Source organism: Dietzia sp. JS16-p6b (assembly GCF_003052165.1).
Taxonomy (GTDB): domain Bacteria; phylum Actinomycetota; class Actinomycetes; order Mycobacteriales; family Mycobacteriaceae; genus Dietzia.
Map to the genome: position 1 here is coordinate 2,265,460 of NZ_CP024869.1, position 26,397 is coordinate 2,291,856.

The window sequence follows — 26,397 nt, forward strand, 5'->3', positions numbered from 1 at the left end:
CGAAGTGAACTAGCTTCACCTCACTCTATGGCATGGGTCACGTTGCAAGCCCGGCTTTCGTCTGATTCGGATCCGGTTTCTCTGCGCCGCCGTCATGAACGCCGTCGCGCACGAGGGCCGGGGGGCTCCATTTCCCGCTCAGACAGCCGGGGCTCGGGCCGTACAGCCGCAACATCAGCCTGAACCCACCCTCCGGGGCGGGGAGCCAGTTGTCCTCGCCCTCCACGGGCCGTTCGTGCGAGACGACCAGCTCGAGGGACCCGTCGGGCTCGTAGCGCAGGTGCGGACTCCTGTCCCCCACCGAGTAGCGCGACAGGGGGTTGGCAACCAGGAGACCTTCCGCGTGATACATGGTCAACGACCAGAAGTACGTCACGGGTGGCAGCTGGCCCGGGGTGAACCGCAGTCGATAACGGTGGTCGCCCACCAGCCCGCGGCCGGCACTGTCCACCTCGAGCACCGGGTAGAGGGCCTCTTCCGCGGGATTGATGTAGATCTGCGCCATCGCGACCGAAGCGCGGAGGAGCCAGTCTCGGCCGAACTCGACTCCCGCGTAATTGATCATCCACCCGTTGCGGACCTGCCCCGCATCGGCGACGCCTCGTCTCACCATCGCGAACCCGCGCGCCACCGCGTCGTCAAGTGCGAACCGGGGCATCTCGGCCCCGAGGCGTTCGCCAGGCCGCCAGCCCACCTCGGCGAGGAGGTCTCTCACGTCGGGGTCCACCGCCTCGACGCTCAGATCGTCCATGACCCGCGACAGCTGCTCGAAGAAGTGCCGTCCCGGGCCTGACTCGCTCGCGACGGGGGACTGGGACGCATCGGGCTCGGCGTCCGGTACCCGAGCGTGCGTCCCCGGTGAGCTCAGGCGGATCTCCTCCTGGAGCGCATGCACCTCGTGGAGATCCCGCGGGTTCGATGAGTCGACCATGATCCGCCCGGCGATCATGAGGAACCTGCAGGTGCAGTCGAGTTCCATCCCGAGCTGGCCGGAGGTCAGGGCCGGTTCCGCGAGCGATGGCGCCCAACGGATCGTCACGGGCCCGAGGACGCCGCCGTGCGTTCGCTTTCCGACGGTGTGGCAGGTGGTGTCGGCGTAACCGAACTGGAACGCGTAGTACCGTTCGCCGAAATCGGGCAGGTCCAGCCGGAGGTCTCCCTCGAGCAGGTCAACCCAGGCCACGCTGTAGAGGGTGTCCACGTTGGGAGCCACACCTACCCGGTAGCCGGGGTCGGACAGAAGCTTCTGGTGCCCGAACTCGCCGAGGGGCGCGGCTGCCGACCGGCCGGAGTCCCGCTCGCGGCCCGGTTCCGACCGCGTCATCGTCTCCCTCAACTGGAGCGACCGCACGAGCGGATATCCCCACACATACAGCTGCTCGTACCTGTCGATCGAGTCGGAACTCAACGGCCTGTCTCCTCGCAGTGTTCGAGGGTGTCCACCGGCCCCGGGGACCATCGACCCTCCAGCAGCTCCTCCGTCGGCCCGTAGGTACGCAGGACGAGGAAGAACGGGGACCGGGGTGCCGGCAACACACCGGGGTTAGGGTCACGCTCGGCGGCCCCCGGGTCGATCCTGATCCGCACCCGACCGGAGCCGTCCGGCGTCAGGCCCGAGGCGCTGCCCACGGAGTAGCGATCCCACGGGTTGCCGTACACGCGACCGCTGTCAGCCAGGTACAAGGTGACCGACCAGAAGTAGTCGACCGGCGGGGCCGTGTCCATGACCAGGCAGTACGCACCGTTGCTGCCGTCCAGTGGGACTCCGTTCGACGACACGTAGGTGTTGAACGAGGTGTTCTCCTCGACCACGTTGGCGCCCAGGCCGACGTTGTTCATCACGGCCCTGGCGAGGAAGTTGGTCCCGTGCCGACCTTTGTCCCGCACCCGGGTCCAGCCGCTGCCCAGCGGTTCCCCGAGCTGGGACCGGCTTGCGCGGATCATGTCCATTGCGGAGTCGAACCCTCGCTGCGCGACATCGGGCACCCAGTCGCACCCCGACGGGGACACCTCCCCCGGGCCGGCACCGATCCCGATCGCCCGGTAGCGCGCGACCATCACTTCTTCGCGGGCCGGGACACCACACAACCCGATGACCGCTGTGAGGGCCGTGGCGAACTCCGTCCACCTGCTCTCCACCAGAGAACTGTCCACCTCGGTGTACCGCTGGAGACTGGCCTGCGGATGCGGGGTGCGGATTCGGAACCGTTTTCTCATCGCGTCGGCCTCGCCGGTGCCACCGGTCGCGGTCACCTGCACCCGCAGCAGCGCCCAGACGACAGGCGTGGCCACCACCATCACGTCCTTGCCGGTCCCCCTCGCCTCCGCGGCCTGTTCGGACGTGCACAGGACCATCGTCACCGGGCCGCCCCCGTGGGTCCGGTTGCTGATGTTCGACGCGTTCCCGTGAGCGTCGAACAGGTTCACGGTGTAGTAGCTGTCGCCGACCGCCGGGACCTCCAGCTCCACCGGTCCCTGCTCCACCGAGATCCACCCGTTCGAGTACAGGGTGTCCACATTGGGGACGCGGAATTCCGCGAAATCGGGCCCGGCCAGGCCCCGTCGGTGGTCGAAGACGTTGAGTCGCTCGTCGTCCCCGGCCGGGCGCTTCCACACGAAGTCGCTGAACTGCGCGTACTGCAGGACCGCGGTCAGACCCCACACCGTGGCGTCGAAAGCGAGGTGTTCCACCAGCTTCTCCGCCTGGTGTCGGTCGTCCGGGAACAGGTCGGGCGACGCCGACTCCTGGTATTGGCTGACATCGGCGAAGTCATACGATCGGCGGTCCACAGTTGTCCTCCTGGTCTCGGGTCCTGTTGCTGGTCTCGGGTCCTACTGTTGTTCTCGGGTCCCTGCTGCCGGGTCGCGCCGTGCGCGCGGTGCGAGCGCTGTCGGGTCGTCAGACCGTGAAGCGACCCCCGTTGCTCAGCAGCACCGCGCCGACGACGTTCGACGCCTGATCGGAGGCCAGGTAACAGATGCTCTCGGAGAGCTGCTCCGCGGTGGCGTAGCCGAAGGCGCTGCCCTCGTTCATCCGCGCGCGGACCGACTCGGGGGTTCGCGCGGCCATGGCGGTGTCCACCGGGCCGGGGGCGACGGTGTTGACCCGGATGCCGAAGTGGACGGCCTCTTTGGCCACGGACTGACTCAGTGCGTGGACGGCCGCCTTGGAGGAGGCGTAGTGCGGGTAACCCACGAGGGTGTCGAACGCCGCCGAGGACCCCACGGTGACGATCGCCCCTCCCCCGCCGGGGCGCATCGCCCGCACGGATTCGCGCAGGACGTGGAAGGTGCCGTCCAGATTGACGGCGTGGATCCGGCGCCACGTCGAGTCGTCGAGCCGGCTCAGGACGTCGACCGGTTCGCCGGTCTCGGCCGCCTCGTAGATGTGGGCTTTGGCCACGGGGTCATCGATGCCGGCCGCGTGGACGACCACGTCCACCCGTCCGTCTTCGGCCGAGATCTCCTCGAAGAGCGCGCGGACCGCGTCCGGGTCGGCCACGTCCACCCCGTGTGCGACGCCGCCGATCTCCGAGGCGACGCGCTGCGCTGACTCCCGCGCCAGGTCCACCAGGTGGATCCGGCGCGCGCCCTCCGCGGCGAGCTGCCTCGCCACGGCCGCCCCGATCCCCGAGGCCGCCCCGGTGACCAGTGCGACCCTGCCCTCGAACCGGGTGTTCTGTGGCGCCGTCATGATGTCCGTCCTCTTCTCGTCGGTGTGGTGTGGTGGAGCAGGTCACCGCGTTGCGCGGGGGTCACATGGTCACCACGAGACGGCCGGTGACCCTGCCGTCGCGGAGCCTGTCGATCCCGTCGGGCACCTGCTCGAAGTCCAGGTGCTCGACGACCGGGGCGATGTCGCCGGCGCGCAGGTAGCGGTAGACGGACTCGATGTCGGATGTGGTGCCCCCCGAGGATCCCCGGATGACGGCCTTCTGGTGGATGACGTCCGCGGTGACGAGTTCCGAGGTGTGTGCCCCCATGCCGATCATCACGATGGTCCCGCCCACGCGGATCGCCCGCACCGCGGCCTGGGCGGTCGTGGCGAAGCCGGCGAAGTCGATGACGGAGTCCAGACCCGCCCCGGCCAGCTCGGCGGCGTCGGCGACCACGGCGGTGACGCCCAGGTGCTCTCCCAGCCGCCGTGCGTCGGCGCTGGGGTCGGCGGCGTGCACCTCGGCACCCAGGAGCACCGCGATGCGCGCGCCGATCTGCCCGAGACCACCAAGACCGATGATCCCGACCCGGTCTCCGGGACCGACCCCCGCGACGCCGACCACAGCCTGGTGTGAGGTCATGCCCGCGTCTGTTCCCAGGGCGCCGAGTTCGTAGGAGAGCCCCTCCGGCAGTGGGACCAGATCAGCCGCGGGCGCCACGTGGTACGCCGCGTAACCGCCGTCTCGCCCGTATCCGGGCACGGTGGCGCCGAGCGGGTGGACACCGCAGCGGGTGCCGACGACGACGTCGTGCACTCCCTCACCGAGCGCCACCACCTCGCCGGCAATCTCGTGCCCGAGGGTGATCGGGCACCGGTGGATGTTCTCCGCCCAGGACGGCTCGTCGAGCTCACCCACATCCGAGTGGCACATCCCGGCCGCACGGACCCGGATGAGGACCTCCCCTGGGCCCGGCTCGGGGACCGGGACCACCGCCAGGGTCAGGGGGTTGCCCGTCCCGGTCCACTGCCAGGCCCGCATCTCGGCGGGGATGGTGTTGATGTTCATGTGTCCTCCGTTCATATGACCACCGTGTGCTGGTTTGCCGACGGTCGTCGCCGCGGGTGTCAGATCTCCGCGCCGACCCGGTAGCCCTCGGCGATCGCGTGGCTGATCCGCCGCGGGGCCAGGGCGTCCCCGATCACGCTGACGTCGTCGCGCCGGCCGAGGGCGCGGGCGATCCCGTCGACGGCGGTGCGGGGCCGGTGCCACACCACGAGATCCGCGTCGAGCGGCAGGTCCCCGCCGCCGAACACGGGCACGAGGCGGCCCACCTCGTCGTCGGACCCGGGCAGGTCCAGCCCCGTGGCCACGTGGAACCGCGCGCCCCCGGAGCCCAGTCGGCCGAGGAGCGGCCCCACGCTCTCGGCAGGTACCCGCGAGGCCAGCGCCGTGAGCGGCGTGACGACGCGCGTGTCCCACCCACGCCCCACGAGGGCCTCGGCGGCGCTGTAGGCCGGCCAGAAGCCGTCGCTCTCGTCGTAGACGACCGCCCGGCCCGCCGCGGCGGGGATCCGGCCGGCGAGGACGTCGTCGACCGTGACGACGGCGGGGCCTCGACCGGTGGACGGCACGGGTCCGGGCCGGGAGCCGGTGGCGACGACGACGTGGTCGGCCGCCTCCACGAGCTCGGCGAGATCGTCCTGCGAGATCTCCGCGCCGAGGTTGACGTCCACCCGCAGGCGGCGCATCTCCGCGGAGAGGTAGTCGATCACGTCGATGAGGGTGGCCCGGTGCGGTGACCGGGCGGCCACGCGGAGGGCGCCCCCCAGCTCAGTTGCGGTCTCGAACACGGTCACGCGGTGGCCGCGGCCGGCGGCGACGCGCGCGGCCTCGAGTCCGGCCGGACCTGCGCCGATCACGTAGATGTCCTTCGTCTCCGCCGCACGGACGCCCACATTCCGGTGGCGGCCCCGACCGATCTCGGCGTTGACCGCGCAGTGCAGGTGCGGGTCGAAGGCGCGGCAGTCCTGGTTGATACCCAGGCAGCCGCGGATCTCGCCCAGTCGCCCCTGAGCGGACTTGGCCGGCAGGTCCGGGTCGGCCAACAGTGCCCGGGCCATGCCCACCAGGTCGGCCTTGCCGGTCTTGATGATGTGGTCGGCGGTCGCGGCGTCGCGGATGCGTTGACCCACGAGGACGGGGATCCCGGTCTCGGCGCGGATGCGCGCGGCGGAGTCGACGGCGACGGCGTCGGGATGCGTGGCGTCCTTGACGTACGTGCCGCGGGTGCCGTGCGTGATGCTGAAGTAGTCGACCGCCCCCGAGTCGGCGAGGTGCCGCGCGATCCTCACGCAGTTCTCCATCCCCATCCCGCCGGGGATATCCTCCTCCCCACTGAGCCGCACGCCCAGGACCATTTTCTCGGGCATCGCCTCCCGCATGGCGGCGACCACCTCGTCGAGGAATCTCATGCGGCCGACGAGGTCACCGCCGTACCCGTCGGTCCGCCTGTTGGTGAGCGCGGACATGAACTGGGCCGGCAGGTAGCCGTGGGCGGCGTGGATCTCGGCGCCGTCGTACCCCGCGCGGGCCAGATTCGCGGCGGAGACCCGCCACCCCTCGACGATGTCCGCGATCTCCTCGACCGTCAGCTCGTGGGGAGGGTAGGCGTCGCGGGCCGTCTTGACGGCCGAGGGCGCGGAGGGCGGCGAGTCCGATTCGCCCCCGATGAACTCACGCCCCAGGTGGACCAGCTGACCGATGATCTTGGCGCCGTGCCGGTGAACAGCCGCCGCCTTGTCCGTGAGGGCGGGGAGCACCTCGTCGTTGTAGGCCTCGACCAGCTTGCGGGACCGCAGGGTAGTCGAGGGGTGCACCACGGTCGCGCCCCCGATGATCAACCCGACACCGCCGGCGGCCAGGCGCTCGAAGTGCTCCTGGTCGCCGTGGGTGGGCACACCGTCGGTGGCCATGCTCGTTCCGGCCGGCAGGGCGACCAGACGGTTCCGCAGGGTGAGTGCGCCGAGCGTGAACGGGGAGAAAGCGTGGGGGAACTCTGTGATCACCTGGGGTCCTTCCGGGGCGGGCATCGGGCGGGGACGGGGCGGTGTCAGACCACGGTGGCCGCGTCGCCGGCCCGCAGCCCGAACACCAGCGCGGTGGCCAGGCCGCCCGCGTAGGCGCGGCGGTACACCCCGCCTGTGTCCGACCCGGCGGCGAGCAGGCCCGGGATCACCGTGCCGTCGGCGCGCAGGACCGACGTGTCGGCCCCGATCCTGATCCCCACGAACGGGAACGTCACGGCCGGGGTCGTCTCGACGATGTAATACGGCCCGCGGTCGAGCGGGGCGAAGTCGTACTCCCGCGGCGGCACGACCTTCTGGCCCGACTCGTTGACCCGGCGGATCCCCTCGGCGATCCTCGCCCCGTCGTAACCCCACTCCTCGGGCAGGTACTCGAACTCCTCGAGCGTCTCCGCCAGACCGCACCGGCCGCCGCGCCTGGAGGCCTCGGTGTACTTGTCGATCGCGACCGCACCCTCGACGTAGGAACCGCAGATCCAGTCGCGGTAGACCCGTTCGTCCGCGACCACCAGGCCGCGGGCCTCGGGTTGCTCCATGAGCGCCATCGCCGTGAGGTGATCCCCCTGGGTCTCGTCCACGAAGCGCTCGCCGTGGAGGTTGAACAGCAGCGCGTGCTCGGAGTAGTAGAGGGAGAGTCCCACGAAGTCGCCGGAGTCCCGGAAGGGCAGACCCGCGGGGATCAGGTGGCCGTAGAAGCCCGCGTCGTCGAAGCCGATGCCGGCCTCCACCGATTCCGCCAGCCTCAGTCCCCCGCCGTCGCTGTGCGGGTTGGACCGGAGCGGGAATCGTGAGGCCAGCGGGTGCAGGTGGCGCTCCACCAGCTCCGCGTCGGCCTGGAACCCCCCGGTGGCCAGGAGAACTCGTCGCGCCCGGATCTCGTGGACCTCGCCGTCGGCCAACCGGACCGTCGCCCCTGCCACGCCGTCGCCCTCGGTGATGAGTCCCTGCACGTGGGCGGCAGTGTGGATCGCGTTCCCGGCGGCCCTGATCTCGCGGGCGCAGGCGTCGAGATACTGGTTGGTGTCGAACGCGTGACCGACACCGTAGCGCAGCACGGGGACTCCCTCGGCGCAGTCGACGCCCCGGCCTCGGATCCAGTCGAGCCCGGCGGCGAAGTCGTCGACGACCGCGTTGCGGAGCTCCTCATCCCCATGGGGGTTGATCTCCGCCATGATCTGCCGCGTGGGTGCGGTCCAGGCATATCCTGCGAACCTCGCGGAGCCTCCGACGTCGTCGGCCTTCTCCACCACCATGACGGTTGCCCCGCGTTCGGTGGCGCGGGCGGCGGCGGTGAGGCCGGCCATGCCGGCACCGATGACGAGTAGGTCGACGGCGTTCTGCATTCGGGTCTCCCGGAAAGGTAGTGCTGCTGTGATGTGGACCACCCTAGCATCTTAATTGAACTCAGTTCATCTATTAGGGCCGGTCGCTCACCTTCGGCCCCTCGACCGCCCCGGCCACCAGCGACTCCACCCGGTGCCGCAGCCGGGTCTCCGGGACGGTGAGGCGCCGGTGTTCCTGTTCGACGAACTCCTCGGCGCTGCCCACCCGGTATGTCTCGACGAACAGGCCGGGCTCCGCGGTCGGGCGCTCGAGCCGCCAGCGCCGGCCCCCCAACCGGAGCCGGGAGCGACGCAGATCGCGCATCGCGGTGAGGAATTCCCGCGTGCGACCCTCCGGCACCCGGTACACGTAGCGGACCACCACCGGTCCCGATCGGTCGCCCCGAGGCGTGCCCGGGTCGGTGACCTCACCGGACGGCCCCGCCGGCCCACCGAGTTCGGAGACGAGGACCGGTTCGATCCCCTTCTCGGCGCCCAACCCGACGAGCAGGAGCGACACGCAGCTGATCACCATCAACCCGGCTGCCACGAGGAGGGCGGCCTGCAGTCCGGCGGCGTCGGCCACGACCCCCCACAGGAGCGATCCCGCCGCCTGCGTCCCCTGGACCATCAGCAGGATGACCGCGATCAGCCTGGGCCGGATCCAGTCCGGGAAGAACTGGTGCCCCATCGACATCCACGAACTCTGCACACTCACCCAGGCCGCGCCGGCGAAGAGCATGGCGATCCCGACCACGACCGGCGACGTCGAGACCGCCAGCACCGCCAGGGCCGCGGCGTAGACGAGGGCGCCACACGCGGCGAACACCGTGACCCTCAACCGCCTCCGCAGCCCACCGAACCCCATGACCGCCACGACGGCGCCGGCGCCGATCAGCGCCATGAGCACCCCGAATCCGTCCGCGCCCATCCCGAGACCGTCGTAGACGGCGAGGGAGATGAGCGCCCAGAGTGCGCTGGACGGGATCCCGAAGAGGAAGAGCTGGCACAATAGCCGTGTGGTCCACGCCGAGTTGACCACGAACCGGACCGCGCCGGAGATCTCCGGCATGATCGCCCGACGCGGAGCGGTCCGGTCGGGCGACCGCCGCTCCATCCGCCACAGCGCGAGCGCACAGCCCACGGAGAGGACGGCGACCACCGCGAACGCCCATTCCGCGCCGGCGAGTCCCAGTCCCAGGCCCGCCAGGAGCGGCCCGAGCGAGCGGGCGAGATTGAACACCGCTCCGTCGACCAGTGCCGCGGTGGGGATCATCCCGCGGTCCACGGTCTCCGGAAGAAGCGATTGCCAGGAGACCCCTACCACCACTAGCGCGGTGCCGACGAGGAGAACGGAGCAGATCATCGGGAGTGCCGTGTCGGCCCCCGTCACCGTGAGCACGGTCGCCGCCACCGCGGACCCCGCCGACGCCACGGTGGCCAGCGCCATCATCTTCTTGCGCGAGGCATACCCGGCGATCACCCCGACCGGTAGCGCGAGCACCAGGAACGGCACGGCCATGGCCGCCGGCGCGAGAGAGATCACCGACGCGGGCTCACCTCGCTCGGTGAGGACCCACTGCACCGAGACGACGTGGATCCACACGGCCACCGCGTTGGTGAGTTGGACGGCCTCGAGGGCCCGGAACGCGCGCTCGTGCCGGAGCGGGCGCGCCGTCGATCGGTGGGCGCCCGCCCCGTCGCTCACCACTGGTCCCAGTGGATGAACTCCTCCGCCGGTGGCCGCCAGGCGGGGCGGAAGGTGGTACCGGTGTAGTGGGCGACCGGGATCATGCAGACCTGTTCCACCTCGGCGGGATCGATCCCCACGATCTCGGCGACCTCGTCCTCGCGGCCGAGGGTCATCCCCGTCCAACAGGTGCCCAGTCCGCGAAGCCGCGCGGCGAGCATGAAGTTCCACACGGTCGGATACACCGTCGCGAGCCTGTGTTTGGCCGCCAGCACATCACCCTCGGCCAGCCGGGGCGTCAGACACGGGATGACGATCACCGGCACCCGGGACATCACCGCCGCGAGGTGCTCGGCCGAGTCCCTGGTGCGTCTGCTCTGGGCCGCGTGCGTGGGGTCGGCGTCGACACGGTGGAACAGCCCCACGTCGCTCGCGCGATAGAACCCGTCGAACTCCTCCCGGTAGATCCGGCCGAGGCGGTCGATGCGCGCGGGATCGCGGACGATCACGAACTCGGTGCGCATGAGATTGGAGCCCTGGGGCGCCTGGAGGGCGTCGGCCACGCACTCCTCCAGCGTTCGCGGGTCCACCTCGCGCCCCAGATCGAGTCGCCGGCGCACCGCGCGGGTGGTGGTGATCAGATCGTGCGCACCGAGGGGCTCGGGCGGGGTCACGGCCGCGGGATCAGTCATGGTCACCCCTACACCCCGACGAGATCCGCGATCGACCGGCGGGCTTTCCGGCCGCCCCCGAAGGCACCCTCGTCCCCGAGAGCGCGACGAAGGTAGAAGTGGGCGGAGTGCTCCCACGTGAAGCCGATCCCACCGTGCAATTGGATCGCCTCGTAGGCGCTCCTCGTGGCGGCATCCGCACACACCGCCGATGCGACCGCCACGGCCAGCTCGGCGTCGCGGGCGTCGTCCTCGTCGAGAACCGCGAGGGCGTACATCGCGGCGGACCGGGCCCGCTCGCGGTCGACCAGCATATCGGCCAGGCGATGCTTGATGGCCTGGAAAGACCCGATCGCACGTCCGAACTGATGACGCTGTTGGACGTAGGCGACCGTGTCATCCAACAGCCGGGCGGCGATCCCCGCGTGTTCGGCGGCGAGCGCCGCACCGGTGATGAGCGTCAACTCACGGACCACGTCCAGGAACCGTGCGGCACCGACGAGGATCCTCGTGGGCGCGTCCACCAACTGCACGTCGGCGCGGCGCCTGGTCAGGTCGACGACCTCTCGCGGGCGACGTTCTGCTCCGGTGAGGTCCACCACCACGAGCGCCTTCTCCGCTCCGGAGGACGCCACGACCACGAGCGAGTCGACCGCCTCCCCCCAGAGCACGCCCGGGACGAGCCCGTTGACGACGGAACCCGCCTCGCCCGTCGCCCCGGCACCCGCCGAGAGGGTGACCTCGCCGTCGAGCGACACCCCGATCGTGCGGCGTCCCTCCATGACCGCTCCGAGGAGATCGTCCAGCGATGCCGGGTCATCCGCTCGGACCAGCGCCTGCCCGGCAATTACGGCACTGACCAGGAGCGGCTCCGGGAGCAGCGCGGCTCCGGTCTCCTCGAGGACCACGCCCAGGTCCGCGAAACCGAAACCGTGCCCACCGAGTTCCTCGGGCACGGCGAGGGCGGCGACCTGCAGTTCATCGTTGAGTCTGCGCCACCGGGATTCCGAGTAGCCCGAGTCGGAGTCGATCGACTCGCGGACCGCCTCGTGGGTGCCGTGCCGGGCCACGAACCGGGCCACCACCGCGCGCAACTCGTCACGCTCCGGGGTCGGAAGGATGATCGACGGGTCGGCCTCGGGTCGCGCCGTTCGTGTCACTTGTGTCACGGGAAGTCCTCTCCTACGCCGTGGAGGTGGGGTGCCCCGCGTCGTGTAATTGAGTTGAGTTCACTTCAACCCATGACAACATAGTGAGGCGCATCACGCAAGCTCTTGAGGTCGGGCCCGATCCTAAACTAAGTTCGATTCATGACCTCGCCCGATTCCGCCCTGCCCGATTCCACCCTCGTCACCTACTACGCCCACGTGGACTCGGGAGACCTTGAGTCCGGTCTCGCCCTCCTGTCGCCGGACGTCTCCTTCGCCATCCTCCTCCCGGGCACTGCCGTGCGCGGCACGGACCGCGACGGCGTCCGCCGGTACCTCGAGGGGCGCGGTCCCATCGACCGGCGTCACGTCCCCACCCACGCCACCCGCACCGGTGAGCTCGAGTTCGTCTACGGCGCCGTGGTCGAGGACGGCGTCACGATCACCGGCCATTTCCTCGCATCCGCCCGAATCGACGAGGACGGGCTCATCTCCGGGTACCAGGTGGCCTTCGACCCGGAGCTCGGGCTCGTCTCCCCCACCCTCGACCGCTCCTGATCCGACCCCGCCCACACCGACCCCCCGAACGGAGAACCACCATGTCCACCGACACCCCCCTGCTGCACGCCTGGTTCGAGATCATGGACTCCGACGATCCGGACCGGGTCCTCAACCACATCACCGAGGACTTCCGGCTGTCCATCCTGTTCTCCACGGGCGAGTCCGCCGCAGAGTTCGAGGGGGACAGAGCCGGTCTGGTGGTCTACCTCGAACAGCGCGAGAAGAGCGTCCTGACCCACCACATCCTCAGCGGCACGCGGGTCGGGGACACCGAGCTGTGTCTCGGGGAGACCCGGCGTGACGGGGAGTTCGAGGCCAGCTTCAACGCCACCGCGCAACTCACCGGGCAGGACAAGGTTCGGCGCCTGCTCATCTGCCGGACCCCGAGGGTCCGCTTCACCGACTGACCTCGCGCGGACCCCCGCCACCATGGACCCCGCCGGCGGGCCACGCCGCGGGCCAGGCCACCGTTCCCTGAGACGACAGACCCCCGCAGCCGGGCACTGCGGGGGTCTGCTGCGCTACGCGGCCCGGAGCCTCAGCCCAGGATCGTCCAGTCCTCCAGGCCCTCGTACAGCGGCTTCGCCGCGGCCAGCGCGGACACCCGCTCACGCAGGGCGGCGATGTCGGCCGACGCGCCCGCCGCGAGGGCGGTGCCGATGATGTCCGCGACCTCGCGGAAGTCCTCGGCCCCGAAACCTCGGGTGGCCAGCGCGGGCGTACCGATCCGCAGGCCGGAGGTCACCATCGGCGGACGGGGGTCGAACGGCACGGCGTTGCGGTTGACGGTGATCCCGACCTCGTGGAGGAGGTCCTCGGCCTGCTGGCCGTCGAGCTCCGACTCGCGGAGATCCACCAGCACGAGGTGGACGTCGGTCCCCCCGGTGAGCACCGACACCCCGGCGTCCCGGCAGTCCTGCTCTGTCAGGCGCTCGGCGAGGATCCTGGCGCCCTCGATCGTGCGTTGCTGCCGCTCGCGGAACTGCTCGGTGCCGGCGATCTTCATGGCGGTGGCCTTGGCGGCGATCGCGTGCATGAGCGGGCCGCCCTGCTGACCCGGGAACACCGACGAGTTGAGCTTCTTGAACAGGTCGAGGTCGTTGGTGAGGATCATGCCGGAACGCGGCCCGCCCAGGGTCTTGTGGACCGTGGTGGACACGACGTCGGCATGGGGCACGGGGCTCGGGTGCAGACCCGCGGCCACCAGTCCCGCGAAGTGGGCCATGTCCACCCAGAGCTTGGCGCCGACCTCATCGGCGATCTCGCGGAACCTCGCGAAATCAAGCGTGCGCGGGTACGCCGACCACCCTGCGATGATCACATCGGGCCGCTCCTCCAACGCCATCTCGCGGACGGTGTCCATGTTGATCTGCATGGTCTCCGGGTCCACCTCGTAGGCGGCGACCTCGTACAGCTGACCGGAGAAGTTGAGCTTCATGCCGTGGGTGAGGTGACCACCGTGTGCCAGGGACAGGCCCATGATCTTGGAGCCCGGCGTCGCGAGCGCCATGAGCACCGCGGCGTTGGCCTGGGCGCCGGCGTGCGGCTGGACGTTGGCGTACGTGGCGCCGAACACCTCCTTGGCGCGATCGCGGGCCAGGTTCTCCACCACGTCGACGTGCTCACACCCGCCGTAGTATCGACGACCCGGGTAGCCCTCGGCGTACTTGTTGGTGAGCACGGACCCCTGTGCCTGCAGCACCGAGCGCGGGACGAAGTTCTCCGACGCGATCATCTCGAGCGTGTCCCGCTGACGGGCCAGCTCGCCGGCCATCGCCTCGGCGACCTCCGGATCGAGATCGGACAGGGAGGCGGTGAACACGTCGGTGTTCGGGTCGGTCATCGTTGCTCCTCGCGCGTGGGCTTCTCACTTCGTACGAATCGTGTGCGGCCACGGCTCGTCTCGTCGTCGTCAGTCTAGTGGCAGGGCACCTGGAGGCCTCTTCCCCGTGGGCACCTGACACAATCAGCAATCGTGAGCAGACATGCCGGCGACTACACGCCGTACGTGGAGTTCGACCGCCGGAGCTGGCGCCGACTGCGGCGAGCCATGCCGATGGTGCTCACCGAGCAGGACCTCGAGGGATTGCGTGGTCTGGGTGAACACCTGGACCTGGACGAGATCGCGGAGATCTACCTGCCGCTCAGCCGGCTCATCCACCTCCAGGTGTCGGCCCGGCAGCGCCTCTTCCAGTCCACCAACCTGTTCCTCGGCGAGACCGTGGACGCTCCCATGCCGTTCGTGATCGGGGTGGCCGGGTCGGTGGCCGTGGGCAAGTCCACCTCGGCGCGTGTGCTGCGCGCTCTGCTGACCCGCTGGGACTCCCACCCCCGGGTCGACCTCATCACGACCGACGGCTTCCTGTACCCCAACCGTGAGCTCCAGCGGCGCGGATTGATGCACCGCAAGGGCTACCCCGAGTCCTATGACCGTCGCGCGCTGCTGCGGTTCGTCACGGAGGTCAAGTCCGGCGCCCCGGTCGTGCGCGCGCCGGTGTACTCGCACACCAAGTACGACATCGTCCCCCACGAGTTCATCGAGGTCGAGCGCCCGGACATCCTCATCGTCGAGGGACTGAACGTCCTGCAGACGGGCCCCCGGCTGATGGTCTCGGACCTGTTCGACTTCTCGCTCTACGTGGACGCGCGGATCGAGGACATCGAGACGTGGTACGTCGAGCGGTTCCTGGAACTGCGCCGCACGTCGTTCTCCAACCCCAACTCACACTTCGCGCACTACGCCGACCTGTCCGACCAGGCGGCCCGGTTGGCAGCGCGTGAGATCTGGAACTCGATCAACCGACCCAACCTGGTGGAGAACATCCTGCCCACCCGACCCCGGGCCACACTGGTACTGCGGAAGAACTCCGACCACTCCATTCAGCGTCTGCGTCTGCGCAAGATCTGACGGTCACTCCGGCGCGGCGCCCGTCTCCCCCACCGGAACCCCTCGGCGCCGCAGCTCGGCCTCCGCGCGGTCCAGCCCCCCGTGCTCCAGCGCGGCCTGCGGACTGTAGTCGGTCCACACATGGCGACCGAAGCGGCTCACCTCCACCTCGAGCTCACCCGACAGGTGCTCGATCGCGCCGGCCGAGTTCCGCTTCTCCGAGGGCAACGGCACGGGCAGCACGTGGGCCCGACCGAGCGGCGCCCGACCGGTCACCCGGATCCGCCAGCCGTACCCGCGCCCCTCGAGCGCCCAGACGTCGTCGCCGACCACCGCGCGGACCGGCGAGACCACGGGGTTGCCCAACCGGATCACCCGACCATCGGGCAGGCGCACCACCAGGGCGGTGACCTCGGTGCGCAATGGGCCCGAATGAATCTGCCCGCCGGCGAAGGCCACGCAGGCGTCCGGTTCGGAGAATCCCTGCGCCTGCCCCCACCACCACGAGTCCGGAAAGCCCTCGGCGCCCCAGTTCTTCTCCCCGTAGACATCGGCGCCGTCGAACTCCCAGCGCCTACCGTCCAGCTCGGCCCAGCCCCGCGCCCGACCGCCGAGCAGCCACGGGTGCCAGTACTGGTTGAGGGCGGGAACAGCCTGGAAGACGCTCGACCCACCGACGGCCCGGTGCGGCCACTCCACGGGATCGGTGATCTCCACGTGCAGGCGGGCCCCCTCGCCCATGTCCGCCGTCACGCCGTCCGGCCGGTACTCGAACAGGTCGCCGGAGCGCGCGCCCAGGCGGTCGGGGGCGGCCCACCCCTCGGGTGCGGCCGCCAGGCGGAGGGACGACGACGTCGCGCCGTCACCCGGCCGGGGATCCCGGGTCGCGCCGGACCGGGGTGGCACCTCGTCGGATGCCAGGCCGAGAGTCGCCCAGTGCCCGTCCGGCCCCCGGTTGATCCCGATGAGCGCGATCAGGGCGCGGCCTCGGTCGCGGTCGGTCACGCGGAGGAAGTATCCCTCCATCGCCACTCCGTGTGCGCGGAGCGGGTCGCCGAAGGGCAGGTCAGCGCCGGTTGCCCGGTAGCGTCGGAGAAGACTCATGTCGGCCAGCGTTTCACAGGGGCCCTATGTTGGACACCGTGAACTCGTCAGCGATCGGACTCAGACCGCCACGACACAGAGTCGACCCCCGGTGTCGTCGCTGGTGGACCGCCCAGGTCGGACTGTGGATGGCCGGGCCGCTCGTGGTGGCCGTCATCCTCGGACTGGTCCTGTCTCCGTGGGTCCTCCTCGCGGCTGCGGGCTGGGCGGTCGCGATGGCCGTGGCGCTGGTCGCGGTGCCGAGGGTGCGTTGGGCGATCCATCGATGGGAGGCCACGGACACGGCCGTCTACAGCCGTAGTGGCCTCTTCTGGGAGGAATGGCGGGCCGCGCCGCTGTCGCGTGTGCAGACCGTCGACAAGACCCGCGGACCCCTGCAACGACAGTTCGGGTTGGCCACCGTCGTGGTCACCACCGCCTCCTCGTCGGGAGCGGTCCGCATCAGTGCGCTGGACGCCGCGCAGGCCGAGGAGATGGCTGACAGGTTGACGCTGCTGGCGCAGGACGACCAGCGGGACGCCACATGACCGCACCGGAGTGGCGTCGCCTCGATCGTCGGACCGTCGCCGCCAGCACCATCGTGGCCGCGGGGGCCCTGGCCGTCACCGCGGTTCCCGCCGGTTCCGCGCTCCTGCTCGCCGGGGTGGGCCCGGCATGGGTGGTGCTGTGGACCATCGGCGGCATGATCCTCGGCGCTGCGGCCACCGCGGTCATCGAGACCGCCCGGCTCGCCGTGACCAGCTATCGCGTGGACGCGCACCGGATCGAACGCCGCGTCCGATTCCTCTCCACCTCCACCACCAGCCTGTCGACCGGTCGGGTGCGAAACGTGGAGATCTCGGCGGACCTGGTGCAACGCCGGATGGGTATCGCGACGGTGCGACTGGCCAGTGGCGAGACCGACGGGTCCAGACTCATCCTCGGCGCACTGGACCGCGAGGTCGCCGAGGAGTTGCGACGTCGGCTTCTCGCCGAGCGCGCCGCCACCGACACCACCGAGCTCGTGCGCCTGGACCCGGGGTGGGTCCGCTACGCGCCCGCGAGCGTCATGACTCCCCTGTTCGGCCTCCTGGGCATCGGTGTGGTGTTCCAGGTCGCTGACTGGTTCAGGGCCGTGCCCGAGATGCTCGACTGGATCTGGTCCCGGATCGGCGACCTGCCGATCCCGGTGATCGCCGCCGGGGTGGTGCTTCTCGCCTTGGTGGTGGGCACCGTCGCATCGGTGGCCCTTTTCGTGGAGAACTGGTGGAACCTGCGACTCGAGCGCCATGAGGACGGTTCGCTCGAGCTGCGGCGGGGACTGCTCGTGGGCCGGCACACCTCCTTCGACGGCCGCCGCATACGCGGGGTCACGCTCCACGAGCCCCCGGGGTTCAGAGTTCTCGGAGCTGCTCGGCTCGACGTGATCGCGTCGGGGGTAGGCACCGGGAAGGACGACGAGGGGAAGAAGAAGCAGAGTCCGGCGTTGGTTCCCCCCTCGCCACGGGCGGTGTCCGCCGGTGTGGCCGGGACGATTCTCGGTGAGCCGGTGCCCACCGCGCTCCTGGCCCACCCGTCCGCCGCACGTCGACGGAGGCTCGTCCGGGCGGGCGCGGTCGTCGTCGCGATCACGGGGGTGTCGCTCGTCCCTGCGGTGCTCTGGCCGTGGCTCTGGTGGGTCCCGCTGGTTTCGCTCGGACTGTCCGCCGCCGTCGCGATCTGGGCCGCGTTCGACAACGCCCGAGGCCTCGGGCACGCCGTCACCGACGGGGTGGTGGCGCTGCGCAAGGGTTCGCTGACCCGGCGGACCGACGTTCTCGATCGGGGCGGGATCCTCGGCTGGAACATCCGGCGCTCGCCTCTGCAACGCCGCGCCGGTCTGGCTACGCTCGTCGCCACCACGGCCGGCGGTAGCGGGGCATTCCGGTTACCGGACGTGGGCCGCGAGCAGGCGCCCGCGCTGTGGCGCACCGCCGGGCCGGTGTGGGACCACCTCGCCGAGTGAGCACCGCCGGGCCATCACCGCCGAGTGGTCGCAAATGACGCGAAACGCAGCAGGCGACCTGGGAGAACGTGAGTGAAATCGACCGCGCGATGAGGGCAGCGGACGGAGCCCGGCTCAGCCGGCGTCCGTGTCGGCGGGCCGGACGTCCGTCGCGGGGTCGAGCTTGCGCACCAGACTGGGCGCGAGGTCGGCCAGCGCGTACTCGTCGAGAAGGCGGCGGGCCTCGTCGTCGTCGACCCCCTCGAACACCCTCCCGATGGTCACACCGTGCGTGGGCACCGACACCAGCCGGATCTCGTCGCCCGCCTCGACAGGACCCGGGCGCAGGACGCGGGCGTAGGCGCCCGGCCTACCCGCCTCGGTGAACCGGCGCACCCACCTGGGCTTGCCGACGCGGTCGCCGAACGTCTGGCACGGGATGCGTGGCGTGGTGATCTCGAGGCGCAACGGACCGCGACGACCGCTGCCCGCGCCTACCTCGAGCACCGTACCGATCTGGAGCTGCGAGGTGTCCACGCCGGTCACGCGCAGGTTCTCGCCGAAGAACCCGGGCGGGATCGGCCCGCCGAACTCGGGCTCCCAGGGCGCGACATCGGAGTCGGAGAGCAGGTAGACGGCCTTCCATACTCCGCCGTGGTGTTCGCGATCGGCCTGCACGTCGCCGTGGAGGCCGTACTCGCGGACCTGCACAGGGCCGTCGACCGGCCGCTTGTCGATCGCCGTCACCCCGACGCGGCCCGGCACGGTGAGGAGCTGGTCCACCACGCAGACGGAGCGAACGGTGAACGACTCCGGGACGGCCACCCCGGACTCGGGAGCGTTCGCGGCCGGCATCAGTGGCCGAACCTGCGGTTGCGGGCGCCGTAGTCGCGCAGGGCACGGAGGAAGTCCACGCGGCGGAACGCGGGCCAGTACGCCTCGGTGAACCAGATCTCCGAGTACGCGCTCTGCCAGAGCAGGAACCCCGACAGCCGCTGCTCGCCGGAGGTCCGGATCACCAGGTCGGGATCGGGTTGACCGGAGGTGTAGAGGTGCTCCCCGATGGCCTCGACGGTGATGCCGTCGACCAGGTCCTGCCCGGTCCGACCGTCCTCGATCAGCTGCGCGACGAGCTCGCGGGCCGCGTCGGCGATCTCCTGCCGGCCGCCGTAGCCCACCGCGACGTTCACCTTGACCCCCCGTCGCCCGGTGCTCGCGCGCTCGGCGTGCCGCAGCCGCTCGGCCAGCCATTCGGGCAACACTTCGAGCCGGCCGACTATGCGGACATCCCAGTTCTTGTCCGGGCCCGTGATCTCGTCCACCACGTCGGCGATGATCTGCAGCAACTCGTCGAGCTCATCGGCATCACGACCGAGGTTCTCGGTGCTGAGCAGGTAGATGGTGGCGACGTCCACGCCCAGCTCGTCACACCAGCCGAGCATCTCGGCGATCTTGACCGCCCCGGCCCGGTGACCGTGCGCGACGTCCGCGAACCCCGCCTCTTTGGCCCAGCGGCGGTTGCCGTCGGCCATCACGGCGATATGTCGTGGGAGCCGGGCACCCTCGAGTGACGACCGGAGTCGCGACTCGTACAGCGAGTACAACGGGGAGGAGGCGTCCACCCGGAAGAGGTTACCGCGCGACGCCCCCTCCACAGGGGTCCCCCTGACCCGTGGGGGTTCTAGCCGCGTCGGCCGGCGCGCACCCCCGCGGCGAGCGCGCGCACTCCGTCCTCGGTGGTGTCCCAGCCGATGCAGGCGTCGGTGACGGACTTGCCGTAGACGAGGTCGGCGGCGTCGACGGACTGGGACCCGGCTTCGAGGAAGCTCTCGATCATCAGGCCGGAGATGCCCTGCTCCCCCGCCCCGATGCGCTCGGCGAGCTCGGCCACCACCTCGGCCTGGCGCTCGTGGGACTTGCCCGAGTTGGCGTGGCTCGCGTCGACCATCACCAGGCCGGGAAGTCCCACCTTGGCGACCGAGGCCACCGCGGAGGCCACCGACTCGGCGTCGTGGTTCGGACCGCGGGTCCCACCGCGCAGGATCACGTGGCAGTCGGTGTTGCCGGCCGTCTCCACCACGGCTGCCCGGCCCTCGGCGTCGGTGCCGAAGAACACGTGGCGCGATGCCGAGGACCGGCATCCGTCCACCGCGACCTGCACCTCGCCGTCGGTGCCGTTCTTGAACCCCACCGGCATGGACAGACCGGAGACCAACTGGCGATGCACCTGGCTCTCGGTCGTCCGCGCCCCGATGGCGCCCCAGGAGACGGCGTCGGCGATGTACTGCGGGCTGGTCGGTTCCAGGAACTCGCAACCGACGGGAAGTCCAAGGTCCAGCACGTCCAACAGGAGCCTGCGGGCGGTGCGCAGACCGCGCGGGATGTCGTAGCTGCCGTCGAGTGCGGGGTCGTTGATCAGGCCCTTCCACCCGACCGTCGTGCGCGGCTTCTCGAAGTAGACGCGCATGACGATCAGCAGGTCCTCCGAGACCTCCCGGGCGAGGGTCGCCAGGCGCTCCGCGTAGTCGAGTGCGGCGTCCGGGTCGTGGACGGAACAGGGACCCACCACCACGAGCAGGCGGTCGTCACGCCCGGCGAGGATGTCGGCGATCTCACCGCGGCTGCGGTCGACCAGTGCCTCGCGGGCCTCCCCCAGCGGGAGTTCTCCGAGGATCTCGGTCGGCGTCGGCAACGGGGAGTACGACAGGACGCGTCGGTCGGCGGTCTGGGTGGGGTTCTCGGCGGTGATGGTCACGGCGGTGCGCTCCTGATGCGGTGGTGGTGGCGGGCCGGGTGCCGTGATCCTGGTCGGTGCCCTGTGTCGCACCCGGATCCGCCGTGGGAAATGGCGGGAGGCGGCGACCATGGTGGTCACCGCCTCTGGGCTCCGGGTGTCGGGACGTCCGGTTAGCGGACGTGTGCGCTCGCGGCGCGGGCTCCACCCGGAGCCCACATAAAGCGCCAATATGCGCGAGCGATCGACATGCGGGACACCGTAGCAGAGGCCGCGGGAATCAGGCCACTCGCGTCCCGCGCTCCGGCTGGCACCCTGGACTCATGGGTTACCGACTCGTCGCCGACACCGCGATGATCCTCCACGCAGCCTTCCTCGTGTACATGGTGGTGGGCGGCTTCCTCGCGTGGCGATGGCGGTGGACGTTCTGGCCCCACCTGGCGACGGCGGCGTACGGACTGGGGATCGCGACGGTGGGGTGGGTCTGTCCGCTCACCCACGTCGAGAACTGGGGACGCGCCCGCGCGGGCGAGGAGACGCTGCCCTCCTCAGGGTTCATCGACCACTACCTCACCGACGTCATCTACCCCGCGGAGCATCTGTGGACGGCCCACGTCGCCGTCGCGACCGCCGTGCTCGTCTCGTGGGCGGGTCTGGCGTACCTGCAGTGGCGAGCGCGGGCACGGTCTGACAGCCCCGCGTCCGAGGTGCGCCAGACCTGAGGGAGACCGGACCGGCCGACCAGTATTCGAATGCTTGTGCGATCCCACCGGCCACGGTAGAATCGCACCTAGGTTCGATCAGCGACTGGGGGTGTGGTGGTAGTGGTTCCGATGGTGACGACGACGAGCTCGGCGGCGTTCGGGGCGCTGCGCGCCGTGCCGGAGGCTCTGGACACGCTGGGCGCCGAGGCGCTCAGTGAGGTGGCGCGGTCGGCGACGCTGGCGCAGAACCTCGCGGCGGCGACCCGGTTGCGGGCCGCCCATCACCTCGTCGAGGCGATGGCGCGGCTGGATGAGGCAGCGCACGATGACGGGGCGAGCCCGCGGCCGGCGTTCGCCCGCCTGGACCCGGCCGACCGGGCCCGTGACCACCTGGCCGCGGCGATGTCCCTGACCTGCTGGCACGCCGCACGCCTGGTCACCGCCGGCACCCAGATCCACACCCGCCTGCCCCTGCTGCGCAAGGCCGTCGACCGGGGCCTGCTGCCCGAACAGCTGGCCATCGACACCGCCTGCCGGCTGGCCGAGATCCCCGACCAGATGATCGCGGCAGTGGAATCGGAGGTCGTCGGCGCCCTGGCCCGGGACCTGGACGGGGGCCACCGACCCAGCCGCGCCGCCCTGGACACCGCGGTCGACACAGCGAGAGAACGCCACGATCCCCGGGCCGCCGACGACGCGGTCGACGCCGCGGTCGAGCAGCGCACCGTCCGGTTTCGCCCCGGCCGCAACGGCATGACCAGCATGTGGGCCCACCTGCCCAGCAGTGACGCCGAGAAGTTGCGCCGCCGCATCGAGGCCGCCGCCCGCACCGCCTGGCAGGCAGGCCATCCCCGCACCCGCAACCAACTACGCGCCGACGCCCTGTGCGCCCTCGGGGATCCGAACACCGACGACATCTGCACCCCCCTACGCCATACCGACGACTCCGCCACCAGCACTGACACCGCTGGCACAGGCGCCGCCGCCAGCACTGACACCGGCGCCACCGACAGGGCTGCCGACGGTGCCGCCGGTGCCGCCGGTACGGGTGGGCCGCGGCCCGGGGCGTCCTGGGGCACCGACCACCCCATCCGGATCTCGATCATCGACAGCATCGCCCAGGGCCTGCCCAACCGCGTGCAGTTCGTCACCGGCGCCTACGCCAGCGTCGACTGGCTGTGCGAGGAACTCCTCTCCGGCGGCGACGCCACAGTGCGATTCGAACTGATCGACCCCCAACCCGGAGTGCTCGACCTGCCCGACGCGGTGCTCAAGTACTTCATCACTCCCGCCCTGGCCGAACGGATCCGGCTACGCGACGGAACCTGCCGCCACCCCGGGTGCACGGTCGACGCCCACGACTGCGAGATCGACCACGTCATCGCCTTCGACCACCAGCGTCCCGAACTCGGCGGACCCACCGCCGAATGGAACCTGATCTGCTTGTGCCGCACGCATCACCGCGAGAAGACCTTCGGCCACTGCGCCTACCGGTCCGGACCCCTGGGCGAACTGACCATCATCACCGAAACCGGACACGAACACCGCGCCACCCCACACGGCCCCCTGGCCCAGGCCCGCGACCGGATCCTCGACCACCGATGGCGCCACCACCTCGACCGCCTCATCACCGACGACGGACACCTCACCAACCCACCCGGCGCCCACCGCCCCCACCCCGCCTGACAGGGTCCTGCTCGGGTTCAGCGATGCCATGTCGTGGATCGTCTGGCGACCTCGTGGATCGCGTCGATCTCGCGCAATCCCAGTCGCTGCGGCTGCGATGTGAGATATCGCCTGATGCCGCGCCTGGTCACCACCGTCACAGCGCCATCTATCGGCTGGTTCTTCACGGTGAATCCCCGGCGCGCTCCCACCACCGCGATCACCCCGGTGACCGGCACCGGGAAGCCGACATGCTCCGCCAGCAGACGGGATGCGCGCCTCGCCTCATGCCGACTGTTGCGGATGTACGGAACCCGACTGCCATTGACCATGAAGGTGTCGCCGCCCACCCAGATCGAGGCTTTGGGGTGATTCTTGGAGTTCACGGTGAACACGCCGCCCGGTCCGATCACCACGTGTTCGATATCGGCACCCCGCTCCCCCACGCGCACGGCGTGCAGGATTCTCCACCGAGCATCCAGTGCGGCCAGCTGATCACCGACCGCCTGCTCACCATCCGCACCGATGCGCCACGCGCGCTCGTCCGTCTTCGCATCGAGGACCCGGGCGAACATGTGGCGCACCATCCCCTGCGCCTCCCGTTCGGCGAGTGCCCGCTCGCGGGCGGCCGCCCCCGCACGAGTGTCCGAAAGATCGTGCCACCTCAGCCCGGATCGGGTTGACGGCGCTGTGGTCAGGGGCGGCGCTGTGGCCGGAGGCGGAACCGGGGCAGTCGCCGCGACCGGCCCCGGCGACTGTGCCAGCGGTGTCGGGGAAAGCGGTGTCGGGAGCGTCGGTGGCGCCACCGGGGTCCCGGCTGGAGACGCCGTCGGCGAAGCGTTCCCCTGAGGTTGCCGGTTCGGCTCTCGTACCGACCCGCCGTGCCGCCGGGCGCCCATGTGGTCCTCGATCGCCTTGCGCAACAGCGGCAGGTTGCTGAGGTCGTCGGAGTGGTAGCGGCCGGTGGCGAGATCGAGGTATCCCAGGTCGGTTCCGCCCGGGGTCGCGGCGTAGAGCCTGTCGTGGCCGAAACGGACCCACCTTCGAACGATCCACTCGGTCACGGCGCCTCCTGTTGACAGTCGTCGAATCCTCACACCCCGACGCCCCACCTCGTGGCGGAACGCGCGATTCGTCAAGCCCCGCGAGTGATACGGAATACTCGGCACCCCCCTGTTGTTTGACATGTCAGCAAGTTAGGATGGAACTCATCAACCAGAGGGAACGCCCCAACAGACTGAAAGGCTCGCGATCATGCAGTTCGGGATCTTCTCCATCGCCGACATCACCCCTGACCCGCACACCGGGCAGGTGGCCACCGAGCACGAGCGCCTCGAAGCGATAGTCGAGTACGCGATTCAGGCCGAGCAGGTGGGCCTGGACGTCTTCGCGCTGGGAGAGCACCACAACCCGCCCTTCGTAACGTCCTCCCCCACCACCACCCTCGGCTACATCGCGGGGCAGACCTCGGACATCATCCTGTCCACCGCCACGACGCTCATCACCACCAATGACCCGGTGAAGATCGCCGAGGATTACGCCATGCTCCAGCACCTGGCCGGGGGCCGGGTCGACCTGACGATGGGGCGTGGCAACACCGGACCGGTCTACCCGTGGTTCGGCCAGGACATCCGGCAGGGACTGCCGCTGGCGATAGAGAACTACGAGTTGCTCCACCGCCTGTGGCACGAGGACGTGGTGGAGTGGGAGGGCAAGTTCCGGACCGCCCTCCAGCAGTTCACCTCCACCCCGCGCCCCCTCGACGGGGTCGCACCCTTCGTCTGGCACGGGTCGATACGCTCGCCGCAGATCGCGGAGCAGGCCGCCTACTACGGTGACGGGTTCTTCCACAACAACATCTTCTGGCCGATCAGCCACACCAAGCAGATGGTCGAGCTCTACCGCCGCCGCTACGAGCACTATGGCCACGGTTCCGCGGATCAGGCGATCGTGGGCCTGGGCGGTCAGTTCTTCGCACGCCCCAACAGCCAGGACGCCGTGGACGAGTTCCGCCCCTACTTCGACAACGCACCGGTGTACGGCCACGGCCCGTCGCTCGAGGACTTCACCGCCCAGACCCCGCTGACCGTGGGCTCCCCGCAGCAGGTCATCGACCGCTACCTGACCATGCGCGAGCACGTCGGCGACTACCAACGCCAGATGTTCCTCATCGATCACGCCGGACTGCCCCGCAAGACCGTCATGGAGCAGATCGAGATCCTCGGCACCGAGATCGTGCCGGTCCTGCGCCGGGAACTCGACGCGAAGCGGCCGGCCCACGTGCCGGACGGACCGACCCACGCAGCCCGGGTCGCAGCACGCGACGCCGCACTGGCCGCCGAGGGCGAGCCCGCCTACTCGGACGCCTACCGGTTCGGCACCGGGGACAACTGGACCGGCCTGACGGTCGAGGGCGGACAGCGCGCGCAAGAGCAGTCCCTGGCGCGCGCCCGTCGCACCGAGTCCCGTCTCGCGCAGGCACCGGCCGGAAGGAGCAGCAAGTGACCCCCACTCACTCGCCCGACGCCCGCCCGCTGCGGCTGGTCGTGGTCTCGGCTGGCACCTCGGTGCCGTCGAGTACCAGGATGCTGGCCGACCGGCTGACCTCGGCCACCCGTGAGGCCCTGACGCGTCACGGTCAGGACGTCGACGTGGCGGTTCTTGAGGTCCGGGGGCTCGCCCACGAGGTCGTCGACGCCACGCTCACCCGGTTCCCCGGTGACACCTTGCGCGCGGCCCTCGAGGAGATCGGCCGAGCGGACGGGGTGATCGCGGTGACGCCTACCTACAACCAGTCGTTCTCGGGCCTTTTCAAGTCCTTCTTCGACGTCATCGACCCCGGAACGCTGGCGGGCGTCCCGGTGGCGTTGGGGGCGACCGGTGGCACCGTCCGGCACTCGCTGGCGATCGACTTCGCACTGCGACCGATGTTCGCCTATCTCAAGGCCGACGTGGTGCCGACCTCGGTGTTCGCGGCGTCCGAGGATTTCGGGGCGGTCGCCCCGGGTGGCGAGGGCGAGTCGCTGTCCACGCGCGCGCAGCGCGTCGGCACGGAACTGGCCGACTACATGCTGCGGTTCGCCGGTGTCGCCCCCGGTGCGGTGGCGCCGACCCGTTCGGATGCGGGCCGGGGCCGGAGGAACGACGACGACGAGTTCGGCGACTTCGTCCCGATGGGCGATCTGCTCGGTGGGGCGACCTGACCC

Annotated in this window: 24 protein-coding genes; 9 read left to right on the forward strand and 15 right to left on the reverse strand. The window is 70.4% G+C overall.

Annotated elements, in window-relative coordinates; genetic code table 11:
• Positions 1-37: 37 nt before the first annotated feature.
• The 9 genes from CT688_RS10360 to CT688_RS10400 all read right to left on the reverse strand — a co-directional run bounded on the left by CT688_RS10360 (position 38) and on the right by CT688_RS10400 (position 11,594).
• Positions 38-1,408, reverse strand: a complete 1,371-nt coding sequence (locus tag CT688_RS10360; RefSeq protein ID WP_159078002.1) for a DUF1254 domain-containing protein — start codon at positions 1,406-1,408, stop codon at positions 38-40.
• A complete protein-coding gene (locus CT688_RS10365) occupies positions 1,405-2,790 on the reverse strand; it encodes a DUF1254 domain-containing protein (RefSeq protein WP_107756832.1) in 1,386 nt (461 codons plus the stop codon). The genes CT688_RS10360 and CT688_RS10365 overlap by 4 nt, the downstream gene beginning before the upstream one ends.
• A 109-nt stretch (positions 2,791-2,899) precedes the next feature.
• Positions 2,900-3,694, reverse strand: coding sequence for an SDR family NAD(P)-dependent oxidoreductase (locus CT688_RS10370; protein ID WP_107756833.1), 795 nt, complete (start codon positions 3,692-3,694; stop codon positions 2,900-2,902).
• 61 nt (positions 3,695-3,755) lie between these two features.
• Entirely contained in the window at positions 3,756-4,724 is a 969-nt protein-coding gene (locus CT688_RS10375) for a zinc-binding dehydrogenase (protein WP_159078003.1), read from the reverse strand.
• Between the two features lie 59 nt (positions 4,725-4,783).
• Positions 4,784-6,724 (reverse strand): FAD-dependent oxidoreductase, encoded by a 1,941-nt coding sequence (locus tag CT688_RS10380; protein WP_231750289.1) that lies wholly within the window; start codon positions 6,722-6,724, stop codon positions 4,784-4,786.
• 44 nt (positions 6,725-6,768) lie between these two features.
• Positions 6,769-8,085, reverse strand: coding sequence for an FAD-dependent oxidoreductase (locus CT688_RS10385; RefSeq protein WP_107756836.1), 1,317 nt, complete (start codon positions 8,083-8,085; stop codon positions 6,769-6,771).
• 73 nt (positions 8,086-8,158) lie between these two features.
• Positions 8,159-9,772 carry an MFS transporter gene (locus CT688_RS10390; RefSeq protein WP_159078004.1) on the reverse strand — a complete coding sequence of 538 codons (1,614 nt, stop codon included), beginning with the start codon at positions 9,770-9,772 and terminating at the stop codon, positions 8,159-8,161.
• On the reverse strand, positions 9,769-10,446 hold the full coding sequence (locus CT688_RS10395; RefSeq protein ID WP_107758146.1) for a nitroreductase family protein: 678 nt from the start codon (positions 10,444-10,446) through the stop codon (positions 9,769-9,771). Before CT688_RS10395 ends, CT688_RS10390 begins: the two co-directional genes overlap by 4 nt.
• Before the next feature lie 8 nt (positions 10,447-10,454).
• Positions 10,455-11,594 carry an acyl-CoA dehydrogenase family protein gene (locus CT688_RS10400; protein ID WP_197431404.1) on the reverse strand — a complete coding sequence of 380 codons (1,140 nt, stop codon included), beginning with the start codon at positions 11,592-11,594 and terminating at the stop codon, positions 10,455-10,457.
• A 141-nt stretch (positions 11,595-11,735) separates the two neighbouring features.
• Here CT688_RS10400 and CT688_RS10405 point away from each other — a divergent pair, with 141 nt between their 5' ends.
• Together CT688_RS10405 and CT688_RS10410 are read left to right on the forward strand one after the other, a co-directional pair.
• The gene (locus tag CT688_RS10405; protein WP_107756839.1) at positions 11,736-12,131 is read left to right on the forward strand and encodes a nuclear transport factor 2 family protein; all 396 of its coding nucleotides are present in this window, start codon (positions 11,736-11,738) and stop codon (positions 12,129-12,131) included.
• A gap of 41 nt (positions 12,132-12,172) precedes the next feature.
• Complete coding sequence (locus CT688_RS10410) at positions 12,173-12,541, forward strand: hypothetical protein (RefSeq protein WP_107756840.1); 369 nt, start codon at positions 12,173-12,175, stop codon at positions 12,539-12,541.
• A gap of 131 nt (positions 12,542-12,672) precedes the next feature.
• On the opposite strand, the gene glyA is transcribed toward CT688_RS10410, so the two are convergent.
• Positions 12,673-13,977: a serine hydroxymethyltransferase gene (gene glyA, locus CT688_RS10415; RefSeq protein WP_107756841.1), complete on the reverse strand. Its 1,305-nt coding sequence runs from the start codon at positions 13,975-13,977 to the stop codon at positions 12,673-12,675.
• Positions 13,978-14,109: 132 nt separating this feature from the next.
• Between glyA and coaA the strand changes: the two genes are divergently transcribed.
• Complete coding sequence (gene coaA / locus CT688_RS10420) at positions 14,110-15,042, forward strand: type I pantothenate kinase (RefSeq protein WP_107756842.1); 933 nt, start codon at positions 14,110-14,112, stop codon at positions 15,040-15,042.
• A gap of 3 nt (positions 15,043-15,045) precedes the next feature.
• On the opposite strand, the gene CT688_RS10425 is transcribed toward coaA, so the two are convergent.
• On the reverse strand, positions 15,046-16,125 hold the full coding sequence (locus CT688_RS10425) for a tocopherol cyclase family protein (protein ID WP_107756843.1): 1,080 nt from the start codon (positions 16,123-16,125) through the stop codon (positions 15,046-15,048).
• Positions 16,126-16,253: 128 nt separating this feature from the next.
• Between CT688_RS10425 and CT688_RS10430 the strand changes: the two genes are divergently transcribed.
• Both CT688_RS10430 and CT688_RS10435 read left to right on the forward strand, forming a co-directional pair.
• Entirely contained in the window at positions 16,254-16,652 is a 399-nt protein-coding gene (locus CT688_RS10430; RefSeq protein WP_228548955.1) for a PH domain-containing protein, read from the forward strand.
• On the forward strand, positions 16,649-18,109 hold the full coding sequence (locus tag CT688_RS10435) for a PH domain-containing protein (RefSeq protein WP_107756844.1): 1,461 nt from the start codon (positions 16,649-16,651) through the stop codon (positions 18,107-18,109). Before CT688_RS10430 ends, CT688_RS10435 begins: the two co-directional genes overlap by 4 nt.
• A 114-nt stretch (positions 18,110-18,223) precedes the next feature.
• Here the strand turns inward: CT688_RS10435 and CT688_RS10440 are convergent, their stop codons facing one another.
• From CT688_RS10440 to CT688_RS10450, 3 genes are read right to left on the reverse strand one after another with little or no spacing between them, the layout of a single operon-like run.
• Entirely contained in the window at positions 18,224-18,943 is a 720-nt protein-coding gene (locus CT688_RS10440; protein WP_107756845.1) for an MOSC domain-containing protein, read from the reverse strand.
• Positions 18,943-19,710, reverse strand: a complete 768-nt coding sequence (locus CT688_RS10445; RefSeq protein WP_197431406.1) for an isoprenyl transferase — start codon at positions 19,708-19,710, stop codon at positions 18,943-18,945. Before CT688_RS10445 ends, CT688_RS10440 begins: the two co-directional genes overlap by 1 nt.
• A gap of 59 nt (positions 19,711-19,769) precedes the next feature.
• Positions 19,770-20,843, reverse strand: coding sequence for a 3-deoxy-7-phosphoheptulonate synthase (locus tag CT688_RS10450; RefSeq protein WP_107756847.1), 1,074 nt, complete (start codon positions 20,841-20,843; stop codon positions 19,770-19,772).
• 302 nt (positions 20,844-21,145) lie between these two features.
• On the opposite strand from CT688_RS10450, the gene CT688_RS10455 reads away from it, so the two are divergent.
• Together CT688_RS10455 and CT688_RS10460 are read left to right on the forward strand one after the other, a co-directional pair.
• Positions 21,146-21,544 carry a DUF2784 domain-containing protein gene (locus CT688_RS10455; RefSeq protein ID WP_107756848.1) on the forward strand — a complete coding sequence of 133 codons (399 nt, stop codon included), beginning with the start codon at positions 21,146-21,148 and terminating at the stop codon, positions 21,542-21,544.
• Positions 21,545-21,655: 111 nt separating this feature from the next.
• Complete coding sequence (locus CT688_RS10460; RefSeq protein WP_107756849.1) at positions 21,656-23,212, forward strand: HNH endonuclease signature motif containing protein; 1,557 nt, start codon at positions 21,656-21,658, stop codon at positions 23,210-23,212.
• Between the two features lie 17 nt (positions 23,213-23,229).
• Here the strand turns inward: CT688_RS10460 and CT688_RS17750 are convergent, their stop codons facing one another.
• Positions 23,230-24,255: a nuclease-related domain-containing protein gene (locus tag CT688_RS17750; RefSeq protein ID WP_231750290.1), complete on the reverse strand. Its 1,026-nt coding sequence runs from the start codon at positions 24,253-24,255 to the stop codon at positions 23,230-23,232.
• 190 nt (positions 24,256-24,445) lie between these two features.
• Here CT688_RS17750 and CT688_RS10470 point away from each other — a divergent pair, with 190 nt between their 5' ends.
• A complete protein-coding gene (locus CT688_RS10470) occupies positions 24,446-25,696 on the forward strand; it encodes an LLM class flavin-dependent oxidoreductase (RefSeq protein WP_107756850.1) in 1,251 nt (416 codons plus the stop codon).
• Complete coding sequence (locus CT688_RS10475; RefSeq protein ID WP_107756851.1) at positions 25,693-26,394, forward strand: CE1759 family FMN reductase; 702 nt, start codon at positions 25,693-25,695, stop codon at positions 26,392-26,394. Before CT688_RS10470 ends, CT688_RS10475 begins: the two co-directional genes overlap by 4 nt.
• The last annotated feature ends 3 nt before the right edge of the window (positions 26,395-26,397 follow it).